The following is a 19,363-nucleotide window of genomic DNA, read 5'->3' on the forward strand; positions in this document are numbered from 1 at the left end:
GCTCGCAGCACACCGGCCAGCGACAGCGCAGCGCTGCCTGCGCGATTTTCACGACCAAAGGCTACCCGAGACCTCATCGACGGGCGTGCTCTAATACCGCCAGGCGCTCGATGACGGCGGCGATGATAGCAAAGCACGCGCTGAAGCGGCATTGCCGATCCCGTCCTCCAACAACAACAAATCAACGCCGGGAACTGCCCATGCCTTCGCTATCACACGACACACGCCAGACGCTCAGCCGCGGACTGGCGCGCAACTTCCTCGGCCAGTCGCCACGCTGGTACAAGCAGTTGATGTGCCTGTTTCTGATCACCAATCCGCTGCTGCTGTGGTTCAGCGGTCCGCAAGGTGGCGTGATCGTCGGCTGGCTGCTGCTGGGGGAATTCATCTTCACGCTGGCGATGGCGCTCAAGTGCTATCCCCTCCAGCCGGGCGGCCTGCTGGCACTGGAGGCCGTCGTCATCGGCATGGCCTCGCCGGAGGCCATCATGCAGGAGATGGAGCGCAACCTGCCGGTGATCCTGCTGCTGATGTTCATGGTGGCCGGGATCTACTTCATGAAGCCGCTGCTGCTGTATGCCTTCACCAAGATCATCCTCGGCGTGCGCTCCAAGACCTGGCTGTCGCTGATGTTCTGTCTCTCCAGCGCCCTGCTGTCCGCCTTTCTCGATGCCTTGACGGTGACGGCGGTGATCATCGGCATCGCGGTGGGCTTCTACTCCGTCTATCACAAGGTGGCCTCGGGCAAGCATTTCGACACCCAGCATGACCATGCCAACGATGTCAGCGTCGAGGCCGTGCACAGTGAAGACCTCGAGGATTTCCGCGGCTTTCTGCGCTCGCTGTTGATGCATGGCGCGGTGGGAACCGCGCTGGGAGGCGTCAGCACCATGATCGGCGAGCCGCAGAATCTGGTGATCGCCAAGGCCGCCGAATGGGACTTCATCGACTTCTTCCTCGCCATGGCGCCGGTCACCGTGCCGACCTTCTTCGCCGGCCTCGCCCTGTGCGTGCTGCTGGAGCGTGGCCGCTGGTTCGGCTACGGCCAGCGCCTGCCCGCCAGCGTACGACGCATTCTCGAGGATTATGACCATCACCAGGGTTCACGGCGCACGCCGCGGGAACGCGCCGCGCTGATCGTGCAGGCCGTGGTGGCCGTGCTGCTGGTCCTGGCGCTGGCACTGCACATGGCAGAGGTCGGGCTGATCGGACTGGCGGTGATCATCCTGCTGACCGCCGGCAACGGCATCACCGATGAGCATCAGATCGGCCGCGCCTTCCAGGAATCGCTGCCCTTCACCTCGCTGCTGGTGGTGTTCTTCACCATCGTCGCGGTCATCCACGAGCAGCATCTGTTCCAGCCGTTCATCCAGTGGGTACTCAGTCTGCCCATCGAGGAACAGGCCGGTGCGCTATTCCTGGCCAACGGCCTGCTCTCGGCCATCTCGGACAATGTCTTCGTGGCCACGGTGTACATCACCCAGGTCAAGAATGAGTTCGTGGCCGGCAATATCAGCCGCGAGCACTTCCATGCGCTGGCGGTCGCGGTGAACACCGGCACCAACCTGCCCAGCGTTGCGACCCCCAACGGCCAGGCGGCGTTCCTGTTTCTGCTCACCTCCGCCATCGCGCCACTGGTCAGGCTCTCCTACGGGCGCATGGTGTGGATGGCGCTGCCCTACACGGTGCTGATGACGCTGGTCGGGCTGGCCACCGTGCGCAGCTTCATCTAGTCAGCGCCGCCTGTTACCGGGGCCAGCCGCACCTCCGGCTGGCCCCGGTTGCGTCAGTCTCATCCCAATGTCGATATCGCGAGACTTCCCCACAGCGTCGCTTGCAGGCACTGTGAGATGACGCGTCTCGATCAGACGCCGTGACACCTTCAAGCAGGAAGACCGCCAACACCAACGCCATCCACAAGGAGACAGCCATGTCCCGCGCACTGATGCTGCACGAAGAGACACCTCGCGCTCGAGTCGTCGACCTCTCCGATGATCAGCTACCTGACCTGCCTGTCACGGTGGCCATCGAGCGTTCCGGACTCAACTACAAGGACGCGCTGGCCATCACTGGCCGTGGCAAGATCGTTCGCGAGCTGCCCTTCGTGCCGGGCATCGATTTCGCGGGTCGCGTCGAGGCCTCCGACTCGCCGGATTATCAGCCGGGCGATGAGGTCCTTCTGACCGGCTGGGGCGTGGGCGAGCGCCATTGGGGTGGCCTGGCCGAGCGCATGCGCGTCAAACCCGAGTGGCTGGTCAAGCGTCCTGCCAATCTGAGCGCCGAGCAGGCCATGGCCTTCGGCACCGCCGGCCTGACCGCCATGCTGTGCGTGATGCGTCTCGAGGAGGCCGGCCTGACGCCCGAGCAGGGCCCGGTGATCGTCACCGGCGCCACCGGTGGGGTCGGCAGCTGGGCCGTGCAGATGCTGGCCGGGCAAGGCTTCGAGGTTCACGCGATCAGCGGCAAGGCCGAGCAGCGCGAATGGCTCGAGTCACTGGGCGCGAGCGAAGTCCATCTGCGCAGTGATTTCGAGGACAAGGGCCGTCCGCTGGAAAAGAGCCGCTGGGCAGGCGCCGTGGATACCGCCGGTGGCCAGGTGCTGGCCAATCTGCTGGCGCAGATGAATTACGATGGCAAGGTGGCGGCCGTGGGCCTCGCGGCGGGCGCCGACCTGCCCACCAGCGTGATGCCGTTCATCCTGCGCGGTGTCTCGTTGCTGGGCGTCGATAGCGTCATGATCAATGCCGAACGCCGTCAAAAGGTCTGGCAGCGTCTGGCCGACCTGCCGGACGAGATGCACGCCCAGATGCAGCTCGAGACGGTCGGCCTGGAAGGCCTCGCCGAACGCGCCGAGGCGATGATCGACGGACGCGTCAGCGGTCGCGTGCTGCTCGACCCGACGCGCTGAAGACACTCGACGCACGACCCGCGACGGAAAATTTGCCCTCGCAGCGCCAAAAACGCTTCAAGTCCTTGATTGTTGCGGTGCAATAGCGATTTTGGCGTTAGCCAACGCCGTCACACAACGCTATGCTCTTGTTATCTCGTTGCGCCCTGTCGAGCGTCCCGAGTGCCCTCCCCTCAGCCATGCCGGGCGTGTGGAGGACCACCCCGCCTTCGGGCGGGGTTTTTTGTGTCTGTCACTCAGGCCATGAACACGAAAGCCCCGCCGATTGGCGGGGCTTTCGTGTCATGCGCTCGCGATCAGGAGCTCAGTTGCGCTCGATCATCGCGGTCAGGTCCTCGGCGACCGGATCCAGCACCTGCGGCCAGGACAGATAAGGCACCGCCGCCCGGCCGTTGACCATCACCGCGAAGGCGCCCCAGCGGCCACTTTGCGTGCGGAAGTATCCCGAGATGGCGCGCACCGGCACCGGGTTGTTGAGGGTGCCCGTCTTGACCATCACGTGATTGCGGAAGGTCTCGCTGCCACGGCGGATGAAGCGCATCGGGCCATTGACCGGTGCCTGCAGGCCCGCCACGAAGGTGGGGAACAGCGCCGGGCGGTGATACATGCTGTCGAGCAACGCCACCAGCCCACTGACGCTGGTGCGGTTCTGGGAAGTCAGGCCGCTGCCGGAATACATCGTCAGCGGGCCGTGACCGGGAATCGCGCTGGCGAAGGTCTCGAGCTTGGCGCCGCCCTGGCGCAAGGTGGCCTGACTGCCGCCGACCAGCGCCAGCGTCAGCTGGTCCGCCATGAAGTTGTTGGAGTAGTTGAGCATGCGCGTCAGCAACTCCTGCATCGGCTTGCCTTCGACGCTACCGAGCTGCGCGGCGCTGGAGGGCGGCGCCGTCGAGGTGATGTCCACCCCGCCGGTCACCGTGATCCCGGCGCGCGCCAGGATGTCGCGCATCAGCTCACCGGTGTACAGCGCAGGATTGGAGACGGCGCGGTAGATGCTGCGCGGCTGGCTGTCGGCGGCGATGGTGCCGGTGACGACCAGCGTATCGCGACCATTGCTGGTGGTACGCCGGGCATTGATGGCGCTCTTGCCCCCCGCGCCGACCGTGGTGACCTGGTTGTCGAAGATCTCGGTGGGCTGGGTGGTGTCGCAGCTGGCCAGTCGCGCCGGCGCCTGACTGCCCGCACCCGGCATCACCTTCACGCACCAGCTGGCATAGTTGCTGGCCGCGGACGACAGCAGCGCATCATAGGCATTGCTGGAACGCCGCGAGGCATTGCAGCGATCGGTACTGATGCAGGGCACCGGCCCGAAACGCCACTGACTGATCAACAGGCGCCCTTCGACGCGGCGGATGCCCCGAAAGCGCAGCTCCTCGGTCAGCCGCCACAGCTCTTCACTGGTCAGCGCCGGGTCGCCGCTGCCCTCGAGCACCAGGTCACCGGTCAAGACGCCGCCGCTGATCGTGCCCGTGCTGCGCAGACGCGTGGAGAAACGGTACTGCGGGCCGAAACGGTCCAGCGCCGCACCGGCGATATAGAGCTTGGACAGCGAAGCCGGCGTCAGTTGCTGGTCGGGATTGACCGAGGCCAGCGTCTCGCCGGTATCGAGCATGCGCGCCTGGGCACTGACGATGAAGCCCTTGTCAGTCAGTCGCGTCAGGTTGTCAAAGCCCGCCGCCTGCGCCGGGCCCGCCACGACAAGCGTCGCACCGGCCGCCATGGCCAGTCGGCGCAGCGAGCGCGTGAAACGCAGCGACTTGCCCGCTGCTGCGGGGCGCGCCGCCGCCTTCAGCAAGGGCAACAGGGGAGACAGTCGGGAGGGTCGCGCAGAGGTCGGTGCAGTGCGAAATAGGGGCATGAGGCATCCAGTGACGTCGTCGGTGAGCATCCATGTCACAGCCGGGAGGCGCCGTGATGCCCCTAGCTTAATGAGGACTGGCGCTGGAAAACAGATGCAGGACAGCGACACCGCCCACGATCATCGCCAACCCCAGGATGGCCGGCAGGTCCGGCATCTCGCGATAGACCACCGCACCGAACACGGTGACCAGCACGATGCCGAGCCCGGACCACACCGCGTAGGTCACGCCCAGCGGCAGATCACGCAGTACCAGCGTCAGGAAATAGAAGGCGATGCCGTAGCCCACCACCACGATCACGCTGGGGCCGAGTCGCGAAAAGGACTCGGAGGCCTTGAGCGCGCTGGTCGCGATGACCTCTGCCAATATGGCCACTGCCAGGAAGACATAACTCATCGAATCACCTCGTGTTGTGGGGGGCCAGCTGCTGCTCACGCGCGGCCTTGCGCGCCAGCAGACGACTCATCACGGCATCGAACAGCGGATTGAAGATCATGGCCCAGACCAGGAAGAAGGCAACGAAGCCCAGATCCAGCAGCAATGCCTGCCACAGCCCCAGGTCGAGCCAGGCGGCCACGATGAAGACGGTCACCAATACCAGGCCGAGCTCGAAGCCGAGTGCCTGAGCGATGCGCTGGGTCGCGCTGCGCTGGCGGGTCGGCACCCAGCGATCGAACATCCAGTTCCAGACCGTACTCCAGATCACCGCCAGTGTGGACATCACCACCGCCAGGCTGCCCATGCTCGCCAGGTCATGCCCCGTGACCAGCGCCGACAGCGGCGCCACGAGCAGGATACCGCCCAATTCCAGCAATACTGCCTGAGCCAGACGTTCTTTCTTGGAACGCATGTCATACCTCCTCTCGATCACCGCGTGTGATGCCGGGTGGGCTGCACGACGCGGATGGAGGAGGCATTCTAGAGAGATACAAGATGGTTTAAAGTTGGTATCCATCTATTATTCAGATGGATCAAGGCACGAGGCGAGGCAATGAACTGGACACTGGAGCAACTGCAGACACTGCGCTGCGTGGCGGAGACGGGCTCGTTCTCGGCGGCGGCGCGGCGTCTGGGTCGCGCGCAATCCGCGGTCAGCACCGCCATCGCCAATCTGGAGCTGGACCTGGGCTGCGAGCTGTTCGATCGCCGCCCTCGTACGCCGGTGCTGACGCCCGCGGGCGAGGCCATGCTGCATGAAGCCAACAGCGTGCTGATGCAGTGCCAGCGCCTGGAGGCACGCGCCCGCACCCTCAGCCAGGGGCTGGAAGCCAGCCTGACGCTGGCGATCGATGAGGCGCTGGTAGAAATGCCGCCGGTGATGGCGGTGCTGGAAAAGATGGCGGTGCAATACCCGACGCTGACGCTGAATCTGCTCAATGGCGCGCAGGATGAGGTGGCCCGCTGGGTGGAGCAGCACCAGGCCAATCTCGGCATCCTGTTCTATCAGCCGCTGGGTGTCATGGCGCTGGAGCGCGAGGCGCTGGGGCGACTGGAGCAGGTGCTGATCGTGGCACGCGATCACCCGCTGGCGCAGCTCGAGAGCCCGACCCACAGTGATCTGGCCGATCACCGCCAGCTGATGATCGGCCAACGTCAGCAACTGGAACCCGGCCACGAGGGGCCACGCTCACAGCGCTTCTGGCAGCTCAACAGCTTTTATGCGATGGCAGAGCTGACGACACGCGGACTGGGCTGGGCGCAGGTTCCGCGCCATATCGCCCACTACCCGCCCTTCCAGCAGCGCCTGAAGATTCTGGACTTGAGCGCGCTGGGCGCCACCGCCGACATCGATATCGAACTGATCTCGCGCCGCGACAGCCCTCGTGGCCCCGCGGCCAGCTGGCTGCGCCAGTCCCTGCGCGACACCTTCCACAACAGCCACGCCGCTATCGCCAACCAGAACCTGCCACCGGCGTGATTCGCGTCAGACCTGCAGCGGGTAGCGCTCGGGCGTGTGTTCCAGCTGGCATTCGAGTCGCCACAGCGCCTGGCCAGACTCGTGATACTTGCGCTCGAAGTGCGTCAGATAATCGCCCTGCGGCTCGAAGGCGTGCGCCGTCACCTCGACACCGGTGGCATGCTCGATGGCCTGGGCGAATTCCCGGGCGTAGATCTCCCAGTTGGTGCGCAGCTCCAGCTGGCCGCCCAGCGCCATGATGATTGGAAACACCGGGTGGCCCTGCCAGCGCATCTTGAGATGGCGCGCCTTGGGATAAGGATTGGGGTACAGCAGGGTGTGATGCGCAGGTGCCCAGCCCGCGGCAAGCGCCAGGCGCCAGAAGTCGACGAGGTCCGCGCGCACCAGCAAGGCGTTGTCCGGCAGCTCGCCATGCTTGCGACTGAGGCGGTCTTCGCTGCGATCCACGCCGATGACGGCATGGTCCGGATGCGCCAGTGCCAGCTGACGGGTCGATCGCCCGACGCCGCAGCCACTGTCCAGCCACAGGGGCTTCGCCTGAGCCGACAACCACTGTTGCGCTTGCAGGAACGCTTCGCGGGTATGCTCCGCCACGGGTTTGCGCAGCGGATGCGCCATCGCACGGCGCACGCGACGCTCGATATCCTCGTGGGGGCCGGTCTGGGGAGAATCGATCTGGCGGGAGTTGGCGTACATCAGCAGTTCCGATAGCAACGGGCAGGAAAATCACGCGCGGAGTCTAGCAGATGCGCCTGCATCGGGCTGCGCCATATGGCGCACAGCCCATCCGGGGCTGGCGGCGCAGGAAGGCCTGGACACAAAAAAAGGCGCCTGCCTCGCGGCACGCGCCTACACCAACTCAAACAGCCACGACAGAATGGCAGCTTGCGATTCGAAAATCAAACAAACGTTTAATCACGATCATCCCGTGCCATGACGAGTGCAAAAACAGGCCAGTGGGACTCGCACTGAGCGCAGAGATATCGCACAGTGTTCGCAGCAAGCGCTCGCTGGCGCGCCCGCGTAGAGGCGGGGGTGCATGACGCCTGTATTGAGGGGGTGTTATCATCCGCCCATCATTTGGACGAATATCCGCAGAGGTATCGCCCAGACCAACGACTCACAGTATTTTTACGAGGAAAGCGGCTTGTCACACTTACCGGTGATCGTCGGCATGGGCGGCGTCAATGCCGCCGGCAGAACTTCGGGCCATCAGGCGTTCCGACGCACGGTGCTCGACTCCCTGCCGGAGACAGACCGTCAAGAGACCCTGCTGGGTCTCGCGTCGCTCATGAACCTCGCCCGCTGCGATGATCAGGGCCAGTGGTTCGATGCCGAAGGCCAGCCCGCCGAGGCTCAGGCGCTTGCGGAGCGTCTGGCAGACCAGGTGCTGTCCCACACCCTGATTCGTCGCATTGAAGACGAGCGCTTCAACGCGACCGGCATTCCTGCCAATCGTCAGTCAAAGCTGACGCTGGGCCAGGACTTGACCTTCACGCTGCGCAGCCGCCAGCTGCCGGAACAGCCGCCTGCTGACTGGCAGATCCGCGAGCTGGACAACCGTCATGTCGAAGTCACGGTACCGGCCGGCGAATTCGATGTCCTGCTGCCCGATCATCGTCAGGCGCTGGTGCGTGCCGCGGGTCAGCTGCCCAGCGGCTTCGCGCCGGAGCAGCTCTATCGCAGCGTGCATCACCCGCGCGGTCTGTCGATGACCATCTTCGGTGCCAGCGACTGCCTCGGCGACAGCGGCCTGGACTGGGATGCGCTGCGCGATAGCCTCGATCCGGACGATATTGCCGTCTACGCCGGCAACTCCATCGGCCAGATGGACGCCGAAGGCTGGGGCGGACTGATGAAGTCCTTCGTGGCCGGCGAGCGCGCCACCTCCAAGCAGATGCCGTTGGGCTATGCCCAGATGCCCGCCGACTTCCTCAATGCCTATGTGCTGGGCAATGTCGGTGGCGCCGGAGCCGCGATGGGCGCCTGCGCAAGCTTCCTCTACAACCTGAAGCTGGGCCTGAACGACATCCGCAGCGGCCGTCGCCGTGTGGTGATGGTCGGCACCGCCGATGCGCCGATCACGCCGGAAGTCATCGAGGGCTTCCGCAGCATGGGCGCCCTGGCCGATGACGAGAGCCTCAAGGCCCTCGACGCGCTGGAAGTGCTCACCGACAGCGATTACCAGAAGGCCTGTCGCCCGTTCGCGCGCAATTGTGGCTTCACCATCGCGGAAGCGACCCAGTTCGTGATTCTGATGGCGGATGATCTGGCGCTGGACACCGGCGCTCGCATCATCGGCAGCATGCCGGACGTGTTCGTCAATGCCGACGGCTGGAAGCGTTCCATCTCGGCGCCCGGCGTCGGCAACTACATCACCCTGAGCAAGGCGGTGGCGCTGGCGCGCGATATCGTCGGCGATGAAGGCGTGCGCCAGCGCAGCTTCGTCCACGCCCATGCCACCTCCACGCCGAAGAACCGCACCACCGAATCCCACGTGCTCAATGAAGTGGCTCGCGCCAACGACATCCAGGCCTGGCCTGTGGTGGCGGTAAAATCCTTCGTCGGCCACAGCCAGGGCAGTGCCGCGGGCGATCAGGCGGTGTCGGCGCTCGGCAGCATGGCGACCGGCATCCTGCCGGGTATCCCGACGCTGGATGCCATCGCCGATGACGTGCATCACAGCCACCTCGACATCCGCCGCGAGGCGCGCGAGTTCACCGCAGACGTCGCCTTCATCAATGCCAAGGGCTTCGGTGGCAACAACGCCAGTGGCGTGGTGCTGTCGGCAGACGTCACGCTGAAGTTGCTGGCGGCGCGGCATGGCGAGGAGGCACTGGCTGCCTGGCGTGAGCGCAGCGGTCTCTGCGAGCAGCGTCGCGCCGACTATCTGGACAAGGCACAGCGCGGCGAATTCACGCCGACCTATCGCTTCGGTGAAGGCGTGCTCGAAGGTCCGGAGCTGGAGATCACGGATCGCGAGATCCGTATCCCCGGCTATGCGAAGCCCGTCTCGCTCAAGGTCGACAACCCCTTCGGTTCGCTGTAAGCCAGGCTGGCTGCCCCCCGGGTAGCGCACTCGCTGACGAATCCCCTCCCGCGACTGGCAAGCCGCGCGAGGGGTTCTACACTCGGCGTACCGGGGGAGCCGGCGGCGCGACAGCCACTGCGTCCCGGCCTTCTGCGGCTCCTCATCCTTCGTCGTCCACTGCAGCCGGTCACCAGGCTGACCCGCTGCCGACAGAGCTCGAGTTCGTCATGCCCAAGAACATTGCCGTCTATCCCGGCACCTTCGACCCGATCACCAATGGCCATACCGACCTGATCGAGCGCGGCGCGCGCCTGTTCGACAAGGTGGTGGTCGCGGTGGCTTACAGCCCCAGCAAACGCCCCGCGCTGCCGCTGGAGATGCGCATCGATCTGGCACGCCGGATTCTGGCGCATCTCGACAATGTCGAGGTCATCGGTTTCAGCTGCCTGCTGACAGAGCTGCTTGAGCAGCAGAATGCGCGTATCATTCTGCGCGGCCTGCGTGCGGTCTCCGACTTCGAGTACGAACTGCAGCTGGCCAACATGAACCGGGCCCAGGCACCGCACGTCGATAGCCTGTTCCTGACCCCGGAATTACAGAACTCCTACATTTCATCGACCATCGTGCGCGAGATATCGCGTCATGGCGGTGATGTGTCGCGTCTGGTGCATCCGCTGGTGGCCGAGACCCTCGCCCGGCATTTCTCCGCTACCGACGACGACACCGCCACAAGCTGAGGACAGCATCATGGCCCTGATCATCACTGATGAGTGCATCAACTGCGACGTCTGCGAGCCGGAATGTCCCAATGGGGCCATCTCGCCGGGGGAAGAGATCTACGTCATCGACCCGGACCTGTGCACCGAATGCGTCGGACACTTCGATGAGCCGCAATGTCAGCAGGTCTGCCCTGTCGACTGCATCCCGCTCGACCCGGCCAACAAGGAAAGCCAGGAAGAGCTGATGGACAAGTACCACATCATCACGGCCGCACTCGGCAACTGATTGCCGCCTGCTCCGGCAGCCGTCATGGCGATGACATGGCCTGTACTGCGCCACATCCGTCGTGACGGCTGCTGCTTGCTTCTTGCCTGACACCTCCTGCTTTCTCCGCAAGCCCTCTCTATAAGCTCTTTCCTCAAGCCCTCTCCACAAGCCCTTTCCTCAGGCTCGGCCCTGACTGACGCTTCAGCGCCAGACTCGCCAACGCGGCGCCTCTTGCTGCAAGACACCAACGGGTAACGTAACCGACTGGCACTAACACCGACTGGCAAAGGCGCGACGGGCAAAGACGCCGGCTGGCGACACACTTCGTTGCGATCAAGACCTCCCCCCGGCGCGCTGCCCGTCCTGCCGGCCTCTCTAATGACCCCGCTGCTGGCCCCGCTGCTGACATGGCCAGACTGCATCGTGGCTCCCAGCCTGCTCTCGGCCCCTGCCTAAACGGCTACGCAATTAATACCAAACGCTACTCTAGGTTATTTTCTGTTAGGATAATGTAAACAATCTATTCTATCCTGTAGTTACGCAGTCACCGGTCATCCCCTTTCACGCGCACGGATTGCCCATGTCCTCTCGCTCTCTCTCTACCGTTCTCAAGCGCCCCTTCCTGGGGACACGCACACAGCTGCCCAATGCCGGCACGGCGATGTTGCTTGTCATGCTGGCGATCATGGTGGTCTTGATCGTGGTGCCGCGTCCGCAGCTGTTCAGCTCGGTCGGACATTACCTCGTCCCGCATTCACTGCTGGAAATGGGCGCGATACTGGTCGCACTGATGTCTGCCGTCTCCATCTTCCAGGGGCACCGTCGGACGCTGCCGACCAGCTTTCTGGTCATGGGATGCGCCTTCATGCTCTCCGCCTTCTTCGACATGGTGCATATCTTCAGCTACGACGGCATGCCCGACTTCGTCAGCGAAGCCTCCGTCAGCAAGGCCATCCACTTCTGGCTGGCAGGGCGGACCGCCTTCATCATCGCGCTGCTGGCCCCCTGCCTGCTGACAGCCCGCCCCGTGCCGCGTCGCTATCTGCCCGTGGCCTTTGGCTTGACGCTCGCCATCGGGCTGGCGGTGAGCTGGATAGGCCTCTTTCATCTCGACTTCCTGCCAGAGACCTTCATCGTCGGCAGCGGCCTGACCGCCTGGAAGATCGGCTACGAGTGGGCCCTGGCGCTGAGCGCTGTGCTGGCCGCGGTACTTCTGCTCGGCGCGCGCCGACTGCCTGAAGGCACCAATGCCGGCTGGCTGGCGGTCGCGGCGCTGGCCACGGGGATTTCCGAGCTGTGCTTCACGCTCTATGCCACTGCCTTCGATGTCTTCAATCTGCTCGGCCATCTGTACAAGGTGGTGGCCTACGCGATGATCTATCACGCCATCTATTCATCGCGCATGGTCTACCCCTATCAGCAGCTGCAGAAGATGAGTGACGCCCTGGGCGAGGCCGAACAACGCTGGCAGTTCGCGCTGGAAGGCTCAGGCGCCGGCGTCTGGGACTGGAAGCAGGATACCGATCACGTCTTCTACTCTCCGCAGTGGAAGGCGACGCTCGGCTTCCAGGAACACGAGATCGGCAGCAGCTTCGATGAGTGGAAATCACGCATCCACCCGGATGACATGCCGCGCACCCTCGACGACCTGAAACAGCACTTTGAAGGCCACAGCGCAGAATATCGCAACGAGCACCGCATGCTGACGCGCAACGGTGAATGGAAGTGGATCCTCGATCAGGGACGCGTGGTGGAGCGTGCCGAGGATGGCCGGCCCCTGCGCATGATCGGTACTCACAGCGATATCGACTGGATCAAGGAGCAGCAGCAACGCCTGATCAGCAGCCGTGCCCGCCTGCGCTCCATCTATCACTCCGCCCCGGTGGGCATCATCGTCGCCGACCGGGATGGCACCATCGCGGATGCCAACTCGGCCATGCATGCCCTGCTGGGCAAGAGTGATGCCGAGCTTTTCCAGCAATCGCTGTGGGGGCTGTTCTCACTGGATGAGATCAGTCGCATGAAACGTGCCTGGGGCCAGCTGCAGCGCGAAGGCGGCAGCTTCCAGGACGAATACCACATGCAGACCGACACGGGGCAGATGTTCTGGGCGGAAGTCACCCTCACACCGCTGGAGGGCGAGGAGCGCACCCTGGTATTGATCAACAATATCGAGGACCGCCGCCGCGCCATCGAGTTGCTCGAAGAGAACGCGACCCTGTATCAGGAAGTCTTCAGCACCGGCAACGCCATCAAGCTGCTGATCGACCCGGAGCTTGCCGAGATCATCGATGCCAACCCGGTCGCCGCCGACTTCTATGGCTACAGCATCGGCGAGATGTGCGGCATGCCACTGGGCCGTATCAACGTGCTGGCCAGCCAGTCGCTCTCCAAGCGCATCCGTGCGGTCGTCAACCGTACCGACAACCACTTCGAGGCCAGCCATCAGCTTGCCAACGGTGAATTGCGTGATGTCGAGATCTTTACCGGCCCGGTGGACCTGAACGGCCGCACCCTGCTGTTCTCCATCGTTCACGACATCACCGACCGCAAGCGTGCCCAGCGCGACCTGCAGGCCGCCAACCTCAAGCTGTCGCGACTCTCCGAGAGCCGCAGCCAGATCCATCACCTCGCAGAATGCCTGCTGACCTGCTCCCAGCTCGATGAGATCATCACCCAGCTCAATGTTCGTCTGCCCAGCCTGTTCGCCGGCTGCGAAGGCAACGTGACCCTGCATGACCCGAATGACATCAATCAGACGATGCATATCAACTGGGGGACACCACCCACCGATGCTCGTCACCTCAAGCAGACGCTGACGGTCGGGGATGGCCAGGTGGGGGAATTCGTGCTGCTGATCCCGCCGGAAGAGGACAGCCTGGAACGCCTGCAGCCCCTGGCGGAAGATGTCAGCCACCTGGTGATGCTGGCACTGGCCGACCTGCAGCTGAAGCGGGGTCTGGCACATGAGGCGCGCAAGGACACGCTGACGCGCCTCTTCAATCGCCGCCACCTCGATGAGGTGCTACCCCAGAAACTGGCCGAGGCCAGCATCGGCAACCCGCTGTCCCTGGTGGTGCTGGATCTCGACCACTTCAAGCAGGTCAACGATACCTACGGCCACGAGATGGGCGATCAGGTCCTCACGCGCCTGGCCAACCTGATACGTGAGTCGCTGCGCAGCTCCGATGAAGCCTGTCGCTACGGTGGCGAGGAGTTCGTGATCCTGATTCCCGGTGCCAGCGCAGCGGTGTCACGCGCACGTGTCGAAGCCATTCTCGAAGCCTTCCACGAAGAAGTCTTCGAGCATGAGACGCTGGGGCCGCTGACCGGCTTGAGCTTCTCCGCCGGGGTCGCCAACGCGCCGCATGACAGCCAGGCCACCGACGCGCTGTTCAACATGGCCGACAATGCGCTCTACCAGGCGAAACGCGCCGGACGCAAACGCGTGCTGTGCTTCAACTCACTGCCGCCCGCAGCCGATAGCCACGCCAGGCAACCCGCGCACTGACCGCCGCTCTCACCCCCCTTCAGACACGACAACGCCGACCCTCGAGGTCGGCGTTGTCGTGTCTGGATCATCGAGTCATAGCTCGTCTCACGTTTTCCATATTCCTTCAGGTCTTACATTTCATCAGCACGACGGCTCAACTCACACCCGAGGCAGCGACGGAATGTCGCTTCCGCGGGCGTCTTGACCAATGTCTCTGCCGTAGCATCCAGATTCCCTCCGAGAGCCGCGAAGGGGGCAGACACCAGGAAAACTGCCGTGCCAGCGACTGTCGTCAACAACAACAGGGGGCGCCCTATCAATGCATCGGCCACCATGGCGCCAGCTCCCGGCCCTGACTGCTCCGGTTCACCAGGCAGGTCCAGCGCCTGAGCGGGCATGGCCATGGCAAGAGCCATCGCCCCACCCACCATGAGCCCCAACCATCCTTCTCGTCTTGTTTTCATTCCCCTCACTCCCTGTAGGCTGCATGGATGCGCTCGCGTCCCTATCGGTATGACGGCCTGTTGGCGCACTGCTCCACCCAAGTGTATCAGGTGAACTCATTCCAGCTGGAGATAGTGCATGCCAAGTGATCAACGTAGAGGGTGCGTCGCATCAAGGATACTGTGTCGAGAAACCTCATAATACAATATGACGATATATTAAATCTGTGGTGATATTATATAACTCGTACGGAACCATCATAATCAACAACACACGCAAGGATATTGATCATGTTTGCAAGGATGCTGTTTACTGGCGCTATTCTCTTCTCTGCGGCACAGGCGCATGCCGCCAGCGACACCGCTCCTTCTGATAAATTCTATCTGGGCGGGGGTGCCGGGCAGGCTGTCTATCACAGTGACACTCTCGATGATATCGATGACTTCGAGGGCACCAATGTTGACGAAAAGGATGCCGCTTATACGCTGTTCGGCGGTTATCGATTCAACCCGAACTTCAGCATGGAAGTGGGCTACGTCAACCTGGGAGAGGCAACGGGCAAGATCAGCGGTGTTGGTCAGGTCGCGTCTTTTGAGATCGATGGTGTGTCGGCTGCACTGCTGGGTCGCTTGCCGATAGATGGTGGCTTGAGCGTGATCGGGCGCATCGGCGTAATCAAATGGGACTCTGAAGCCAAAGCATTTAACGAAAAGGAAAAGGATAACGGCACTGACCCTCTTTTCGGTGGCGGCCTTGAGTACAGCAATCAATCCCTTTTCGCCCGTGCTGAATACACACGTTATATGCTCGATGTGGATAGCGGCAGCTCCGATGAAGATGTCGACATCGATCTGTGGAGCCTGAGCGCTGGCATGTATTTCTAAAGAACGACTCTAGTTTCTCTTACTAAACGTCAAGAATCATCGCCTGTATTGATGCCCTGCAGAGTTTCTGCGGGGCATCATCACATCCGGGGCTCTTACAGGGCATTGACGACTTCCTGCGCAAGGGTAGGCTTGTAGCTCTTGAATGGAGCGCCAATGACCGATTCCCCACGCCAAACTGACATCTCCTCGCCACTCCCTCCTCGCGCCGATCGCCATATGTGGCGCCTGGCCTGGCCCATCATCCTTTCCAACATTTCCGTGCCGTTGCTGGGGCTGGTGGATACCGCCGTGGTCGGGCATCTCGAGGATGCGGTGTATCTGGGCGCGGTCACGCTGGGCGCGGTCCTCTTCAGCTTCCTGTACTGGGGCTTCGGGTTCCTGCGCATGGGCACGACCGGCATGACGGCACAGGCCCATGGCCGTGAAGACCACGATGGCCTGCGCACCTTGCTGGGCCAGGGCATCGGGCTGGCACTCGCCATCGGGCTGGTGTTGATCATCGCCGGCTCGCCGCTGATCACCCTGGGACTATCGCTGATGGAGGCCAGCGAGGCCACGCGTGCCCTGGCCCATGACTACGCCAGCATCCGGCTGTGGTCGGCACCGGCCGTGCTGATCAACTACGTGATTCTGGGCTGGTTCCTGGGGCTGGGGAATTCGCGTGTCACGCTCGGCATCCTCGTGCTGACCAATGGCGTCAACATCCTGCTCGACCTGGCCTTCGTGCCCGGCCTTGGCATGACCAGCGATGGCGTGGCGCTGGCCAGCGTGATCGCCGACTACTGTGCGCTGGCCACAGGCCTGTGGCTGGTCGCCCGCCAGCTCAGACGCATGCCGGGGGGCAGTGATCGCGCAGCGCTGCGGTCTCTCCCCGCCTGGGGCGCGCTGATCCGCGTCAATCAGCATCTGTTCGTACGCACCCTGTGCCTGCTGGGCGCGACGGCCTATTTCACCTCGCAGGGTGCCAGCTTCGGGGATGATGTTCTGGCGGCCAATGCGGTGCTGCTGCAGTTCGTGATGATGACGTCCTATGCACTGGATGGATTCGCCCAGGCGGCGGAATCAGAGGTCGGGCGAGCCGTCGGCCAGAACGACTGGCAACGCTTCGCGCGCAGCGTGGGAGCGGCAACCCGCTTCTCCTTGATCACCGCGACAGCGGCCAGCGGCCTGCTCTGGCTCTGCGGACCGGCGTTGATCCACCTGCTGACCGACATTCCCGAAGTCCGGGCCCTGGCCACCCTCTATCTGCCCTGGATGGTCGCCATGCCCCTGGTTGCGGTGTGGAGCTACCTGCTGGACGGCATCTTCATCGGTGCCACGGCGACGCGTGAAATGCGCAATACGCTGGTGGTATCCCTGCTGGCCTTCATCGGCCTGTGGCCGCTGCTCGAAGGCTTCGGCAATCATGGACTGTGGCTGGCCTTCCTGCTGTTCACCAGCGTGCGCTCTGCCGTGCTCGGCGGCTACTACCTGCATCATCGCCGCCATCATTGGCGCTGATGCCATGCCCGTTGAAGCCTCCAGCAGGTTGATGCAGCGCTGAAAGGCTTGCCGCTGGCATTGGCATTGGCATGCCACTCGACCATCGCGCGATATTCTCCTGATAGCGAATAGACTAATGTGAGCGTGCCAACCCGTTTCCCATACTGATAAAAAGCCAACAGGGACTCTCACATGCTGCAATCGCTATCACGGCCAGCCGTCAAGCTGGTTGAGCGCTATCTGCCTGACCCCTATATCTTCGTCTTGTTGCTGACCGTCGTTGCAGCGGCAGCCGCCATGCTCATCGAACAGCGCTCCCCCACCGAGGTGATGCGCTATTGGGGCGATGGCTTCTGGAATCTGCTGACCTTCTCGATGCAGATGTTGCTGGTGTTGATCTCGGGCTTCATGCTCGCCAACACCCCGCCGGTGAAGAAAGGCCTGGCCAGCATCGCCTCGCTGGCCAGAACGCCCGGCAGCGCCATCATGCTGGTCACCTTCGTGTCGCTGATCGCCAGCTGGATCAACTGGGGCTTCGGACTGGTCATCGGGGCACTGTTCGCCAAGCAGCTGGCCAAGATGATCAAGGTCGATTACCGCCTGCTGATCGCCAGTGCCTACTCCGGTTTCGTGATCTGGCATGCGGGCATCTCGGGCTCGATTCCGCTGACCATCGCCACCGCGGGCCACTTCACCGAGGACAGCATCGGCATCGTGCCCACCTCGGACACCATCTTAGCCTTCTTCAATATCGCCATCGTCGCGGCGCTCTTGATCATCATGCCGCTGGTCAATCGCGCCATGATGCCCTTCGAGAAGGAAAGCGTGTACGTGGACCCGGCCCTGCTCGAGGAGAAGCACACCGAGATCAGCGACCAGCCTCGTCCCGCCGAGCGTCTCGAGAACTCGCCGATTCTCGCCTGGGTCGTCGGGCTGTTCGGCCTCGCCTGGCTGGTGGATCACTTCGTGATTCGTGGCGGCGGACTGAACCTGAACGTGATCAACTTCAGCTTCCTGTTCCTGGCCATCGTGCTGCATGGCACGCCGCGCAAGCTGCTGGACAGCCTGAATGAAGCCATCAAGGGCGGCGCAGGCATCGTCATCCAGTTCCCCTTCTACGCCGGCATCATGGCGATCATGGTGCAGTCGGGGCTGGCCGCCACGCTGTCCGAAGGCTTCGTGTCGATTGCCACCGCCGACAGCCTGCCGTTCTGGTCCTTCATCAGTGCCGGTATCGTCAATCTGTTCGTGCCCTCCGGTGGCGGCCAGTGGGCCGTGCAGGCACCGGTCATGATTCCCGCCGCCCAGGCATTGGGTGCCGACCTGCCGCGCGTCGCCATGGCCGTCGCCTGGGGCGATGCCTGGACCAACATGCTGCAGCCCTTCTGGGCATTGCCGGTGCTCGCCATCGCCGGCCTCAAGGCCAAGGACATCATGGGCTTCTGCCTGGTGCAGCTGCTGGTGACCGGCATCATCATCTCGCTGGGTCTGACACTGCTTTGACACCCACCTGACGGAGGCGTCAGCTAACCTTTTAGCCAGCCATTCAGATAGCCTTACCGATAACCCCGCAAGCTCCTTGCCCCCACAGGCGACTGTGGGGGCAAGGTCGTTTATAGATAGCTGATATGCCGCTCACGGGGTGCCAAGACGTCACGAATCCCGCAGACTAGCCATTATCCCTCTCTGCGCGGCATGCCAGAGCCATTGCTTCACCTGAGAGCCCCTGACAGCTCCCACTCACCTGACAGGCCCGTGCCTGAAGGACGCCCCAATGAGCGAGAACCAGCCAGAACAGACCGCCCTCAACGAAGCTCTGCCCGGCCAGCATCAGTTGATCATGACCGAGCTGATGACCCCCGACATGGCCAACTTCAGTGGCAAGGTGCACGGTGGCGCCATCCTCAAGAAGCTGGATGAAGTCGCCTACGCCTGTGCCAGTCGTTACAGCGGCAGCTACGTCGTCACCCTCTCGGTCGACCAGGTGCGCTTCAAGCAGCCGATCCACGTCGGCGAGCTGGTGACCTTCCTGGCCTCGGTCAATCACGTCGGCCGCTCCTCGATGGAGATCGGCATCAAGGTGGTCGCCGAATCCATCCAGGGTCGCCTGATTCGTCATACCAACAGCTGCTATCTGACCATGGTCGCGGTCGACTCCAACGGCCAGCCGGTGCCGGTGCCGCCACTCAACCTGGAAACCCAGGAACAGAAGCTGCGCTTCCACAAGGCCGCCATCCGCAAGAAGCTGCGCAAGCAGGCCGAAGAAGAAGAGAAGCGCCAGGAATCCATCGAGTTCTGAGCGACTCCCGGCAAATGCTGCGAGCGCAATCCTGACAGTCAGCACAAGATACGGA

General features: G+C 63.2%; 15 protein-coding genes. 11 read left to right on the forward strand and 4 right to left on the reverse strand.

The genetic code is table 11. The features are described 5' to 3' along the window. Positions 1-200: 200 nt before the first annotated feature. Both nhaB and LCW13_RS15110 read left to right on the forward strand, forming a co-directional pair. Complete coding sequence (gene nhaB / locus LCW13_RS15105; protein ID WP_225347319.1) at positions 201-1,733, forward strand: sodium/proton antiporter NhaB; 1,533 nt, start codon at positions 201-203, stop codon at positions 1,731-1,733. Between the two features lie 197 nt (positions 1,734-1,930). Further along, positions 1,931-2,908: an MDR family oxidoreductase gene (locus LCW13_RS15110; protein WP_225347320.1), complete on the forward strand. Its 978-nt coding sequence runs from the start codon at positions 1,931-1,933 to the stop codon at positions 2,906-2,908. A gap of 304 nt (positions 2,909-3,212) precedes the next feature. Here the strand turns inward: LCW13_RS15110 and dacB are convergent, their stop codons facing one another. The 3 genes from dacB to LCW13_RS15125 all read right to left on the reverse strand — a co-directional run bounded on the left by dacB (position 3,213) and on the right by LCW13_RS15125 (position 5,617). Further along, positions 3,213-4,766 carry a D-alanyl-D-alanine carboxypeptidase/D-alanyl-D-alanine endopeptidase gene (gene dacB, locus LCW13_RS15115; protein ID WP_225347321.1) on the reverse strand — a complete coding sequence of 518 codons (1,554 nt, stop codon included), beginning with the start codon at positions 4,764-4,766 and terminating at the stop codon, positions 3,213-3,215. A 67-nt stretch (positions 4,767-4,833) separates the two neighbouring features. Further along, positions 4,834-5,163 (reverse strand): DMT family transporter, encoded by a 330-nt coding sequence (locus LCW13_RS15120; RefSeq protein WP_043334608.1) that lies wholly within the window; start codon positions 5,161-5,163, stop codon positions 4,834-4,836. 4 nt (positions 5,164-5,167) lie between these two features. Beyond that, positions 5,168-5,617 carry a PACE efflux transporter gene (locus LCW13_RS15125; RefSeq protein ID WP_225347322.1) on the reverse strand — a complete coding sequence of 150 codons (450 nt, stop codon included), beginning with the start codon at positions 5,615-5,617 and terminating at the stop codon, positions 5,168-5,170. Positions 5,618-5,758: 141 nt separating this feature from the next. Between LCW13_RS15125 and LCW13_RS15130 the strand changes: the two genes are divergently transcribed. Continuing rightward, positions 5,759-6,685, forward strand: coding sequence for a LysR family transcriptional regulator (locus tag LCW13_RS15130; RefSeq protein WP_192839139.1), 927 nt, complete (start codon positions 5,759-5,761; stop codon positions 6,683-6,685). 6 nt (positions 6,686-6,691) lie between these two features. On the opposite strand, the gene trmB is transcribed toward LCW13_RS15130, so the two are convergent. Continuing rightward, positions 6,692-7,381, reverse strand: a complete 690-nt coding sequence (gene trmB, locus LCW13_RS15135; protein WP_225347323.1) for a tRNA (guanine(46)-N(7))-methyltransferase TrmB — start codon at positions 7,379-7,381, stop codon at positions 6,692-6,694. A 478-nt stretch (positions 7,382-7,859) separates the two neighbouring features. On the opposite strand from trmB, the gene LCW13_RS15140 reads away from it, so the two are divergent. From LCW13_RS15140 to LCW13_RS15175, 8 genes are all read left to right on the forward strand, one after another. After that, positions 7,860-9,734, forward strand: coding sequence for a beta-ketoacyl synthase (locus LCW13_RS15140; protein WP_225348178.1), 1,875 nt, complete (start codon positions 7,860-7,862; stop codon positions 9,732-9,734). A gap of 209 nt (positions 9,735-9,943) precedes the next feature. After that, entirely contained in the window at positions 9,944-10,453 is a 510-nt protein-coding gene (gene coaD / locus LCW13_RS15145; RefSeq protein WP_043334599.1) for a pantetheine-phosphate adenylyltransferase, read from the forward strand. Positions 10,454-10,463: 10 nt separating this feature from the next. Beyond that, on the forward strand, positions 10,464-10,721 hold the full coding sequence (locus tag LCW13_RS15150) for a YfhL family 4Fe-4S dicluster ferredoxin (RefSeq protein ID WP_043334597.1): 258 nt from the start codon (positions 10,464-10,466) through the stop codon (positions 10,719-10,721). A 562-nt stretch (positions 10,722-11,283) separates the two neighbouring features. Next, positions 11,284-14,214: a sensor domain-containing diguanylate cyclase gene (locus LCW13_RS15155; protein ID WP_225347324.1), complete on the forward strand. Its 2,931-nt coding sequence runs from the start codon at positions 11,284-11,286 to the stop codon at positions 14,212-14,214. A gap of 716 nt (positions 14,215-14,930) precedes the next feature. Then, entirely contained in the window at positions 14,931-15,524 is a 594-nt protein-coding gene (locus LCW13_RS15160; RefSeq protein WP_192839141.1) for an outer membrane beta-barrel protein, read from the forward strand. Positions 15,525-15,680: 156 nt separating this feature from the next. Continuing rightward, a complete protein-coding gene (locus tag LCW13_RS15165) occupies positions 15,681-17,027 on the forward strand; it encodes an MATE family efflux transporter (protein WP_404813633.1) in 1,347 nt (448 codons plus the stop codon). Between the two features lie 174 nt (positions 17,028-17,201). Next, positions 17,202-18,512, forward strand: a complete 1,311-nt coding sequence (locus LCW13_RS15170) for a short-chain fatty acid transporter (RefSeq protein WP_225347325.1) — start codon at positions 17,202-17,204, stop codon at positions 18,510-18,512. A gap of 271 nt (positions 18,513-18,783) precedes the next feature. Beyond that, positions 18,784-19,308, forward strand: coding sequence for an acyl-CoA thioesterase (locus LCW13_RS15175; protein ID WP_043332919.1), 525 nt, complete (start codon positions 18,784-18,786; stop codon positions 19,306-19,308). The last annotated feature ends 55 nt before the right edge of the window (positions 19,309-19,363 follow it).

Source organism: Cobetia amphilecti (genome assembly GCF_020217465.1).
GTDB lineage: Bacteria > Pseudomonadota > Gammaproteobacteria > Pseudomonadales > Halomonadaceae > Cobetia > Cobetia amphilecti.

Coding starts and splice junctions, on each gene's coding strand:
- nhaB (WP_225347319.1), top strand. CDS start 201: ATGCCTTCGCTATCACACGACACACGCCAGACGCTCAGCCGCGGACTG.
- LCW13_RS15110 (WP_225347320.1), top strand. CDS start 1,931: ATGTCCCGCGCACTGATGCTGCACGAAGAGACACCTCGCGCTCGAGTC.
- dacB (WP_225347321.1), bottom strand. CDS start 4,766: ATGCCCCTATTTCGCACTGCACCGACCTCTGCGCGACCCTCCCGACTG.
- LCW13_RS15120 (WP_043334608.1), bottom strand. CDS start 5,163: ATGAGTTATGTCTTCCTGGCAGTGGCCATATTGGCAGAGGTCATCGCG.
- LCW13_RS15125 (WP_225347322.1), bottom strand. CDS start 5,617: ATGCGTTCCAAGAAAGAACGTCTGGCTCAGGCAGTATTGCTGGAATTG.
- LCW13_RS15130 (WP_192839139.1), top strand. CDS start 5,759: ATGAACTGGACACTGGAGCAACTGCAGACACTGCGCTGCGTGGCGGAG.
- trmB (WP_225347323.1), bottom strand. CDS start 7,381: ATGTACGCCAACTCCCGCCAGATCGATTCTCCCCAGACCGGCCCCCAC.
- LCW13_RS15140 (WP_225348178.1), top strand. CDS start 7,860: ATGGGCGGCGTCAATGCCGCCGGCAGAACTTCGGGCCATCAGGCGTTC.
- coaD (WP_043334599.1), top strand. CDS start 9,944: ATGCCCAAGAACATTGCCGTCTATCCCGGCACCTTCGACCCGATCACC.
- LCW13_RS15150 (WP_043334597.1), top strand. CDS start 10,464: ATGGCCCTGATCATCACTGATGAGTGCATCAACTGCGACGTCTGCGAG.
- LCW13_RS15155 (WP_225347324.1), top strand. CDS start 11,284: ATGTCCTCTCGCTCTCTCTCTACCGTTCTCAAGCGCCCCTTCCTGGGG.
- LCW13_RS15160 (WP_192839141.1), top strand. CDS start 14,931: ATGTTTGCAAGGATGCTGTTTACTGGCGCTATTCTCTTCTCTGCGGCA.
- LCW13_RS15165 (WP_404813633.1), top strand. CDS start 15,681: ATGACCGATTCCCCACGCCAAACTGACATCTCCTCGCCACTCCCTCCT.
- LCW13_RS15170 (WP_225347325.1), top strand. CDS start 17,202: ATGCTGCAATCGCTATCACGGCCAGCCGTCAAGCTGGTTGAGCGCTAT.
- LCW13_RS15175 (WP_043332919.1), top strand. CDS start 18,784: ATGAGCGAGAACCAGCCAGAACAGACCGCCCTCAACGAAGCTCTGCCC.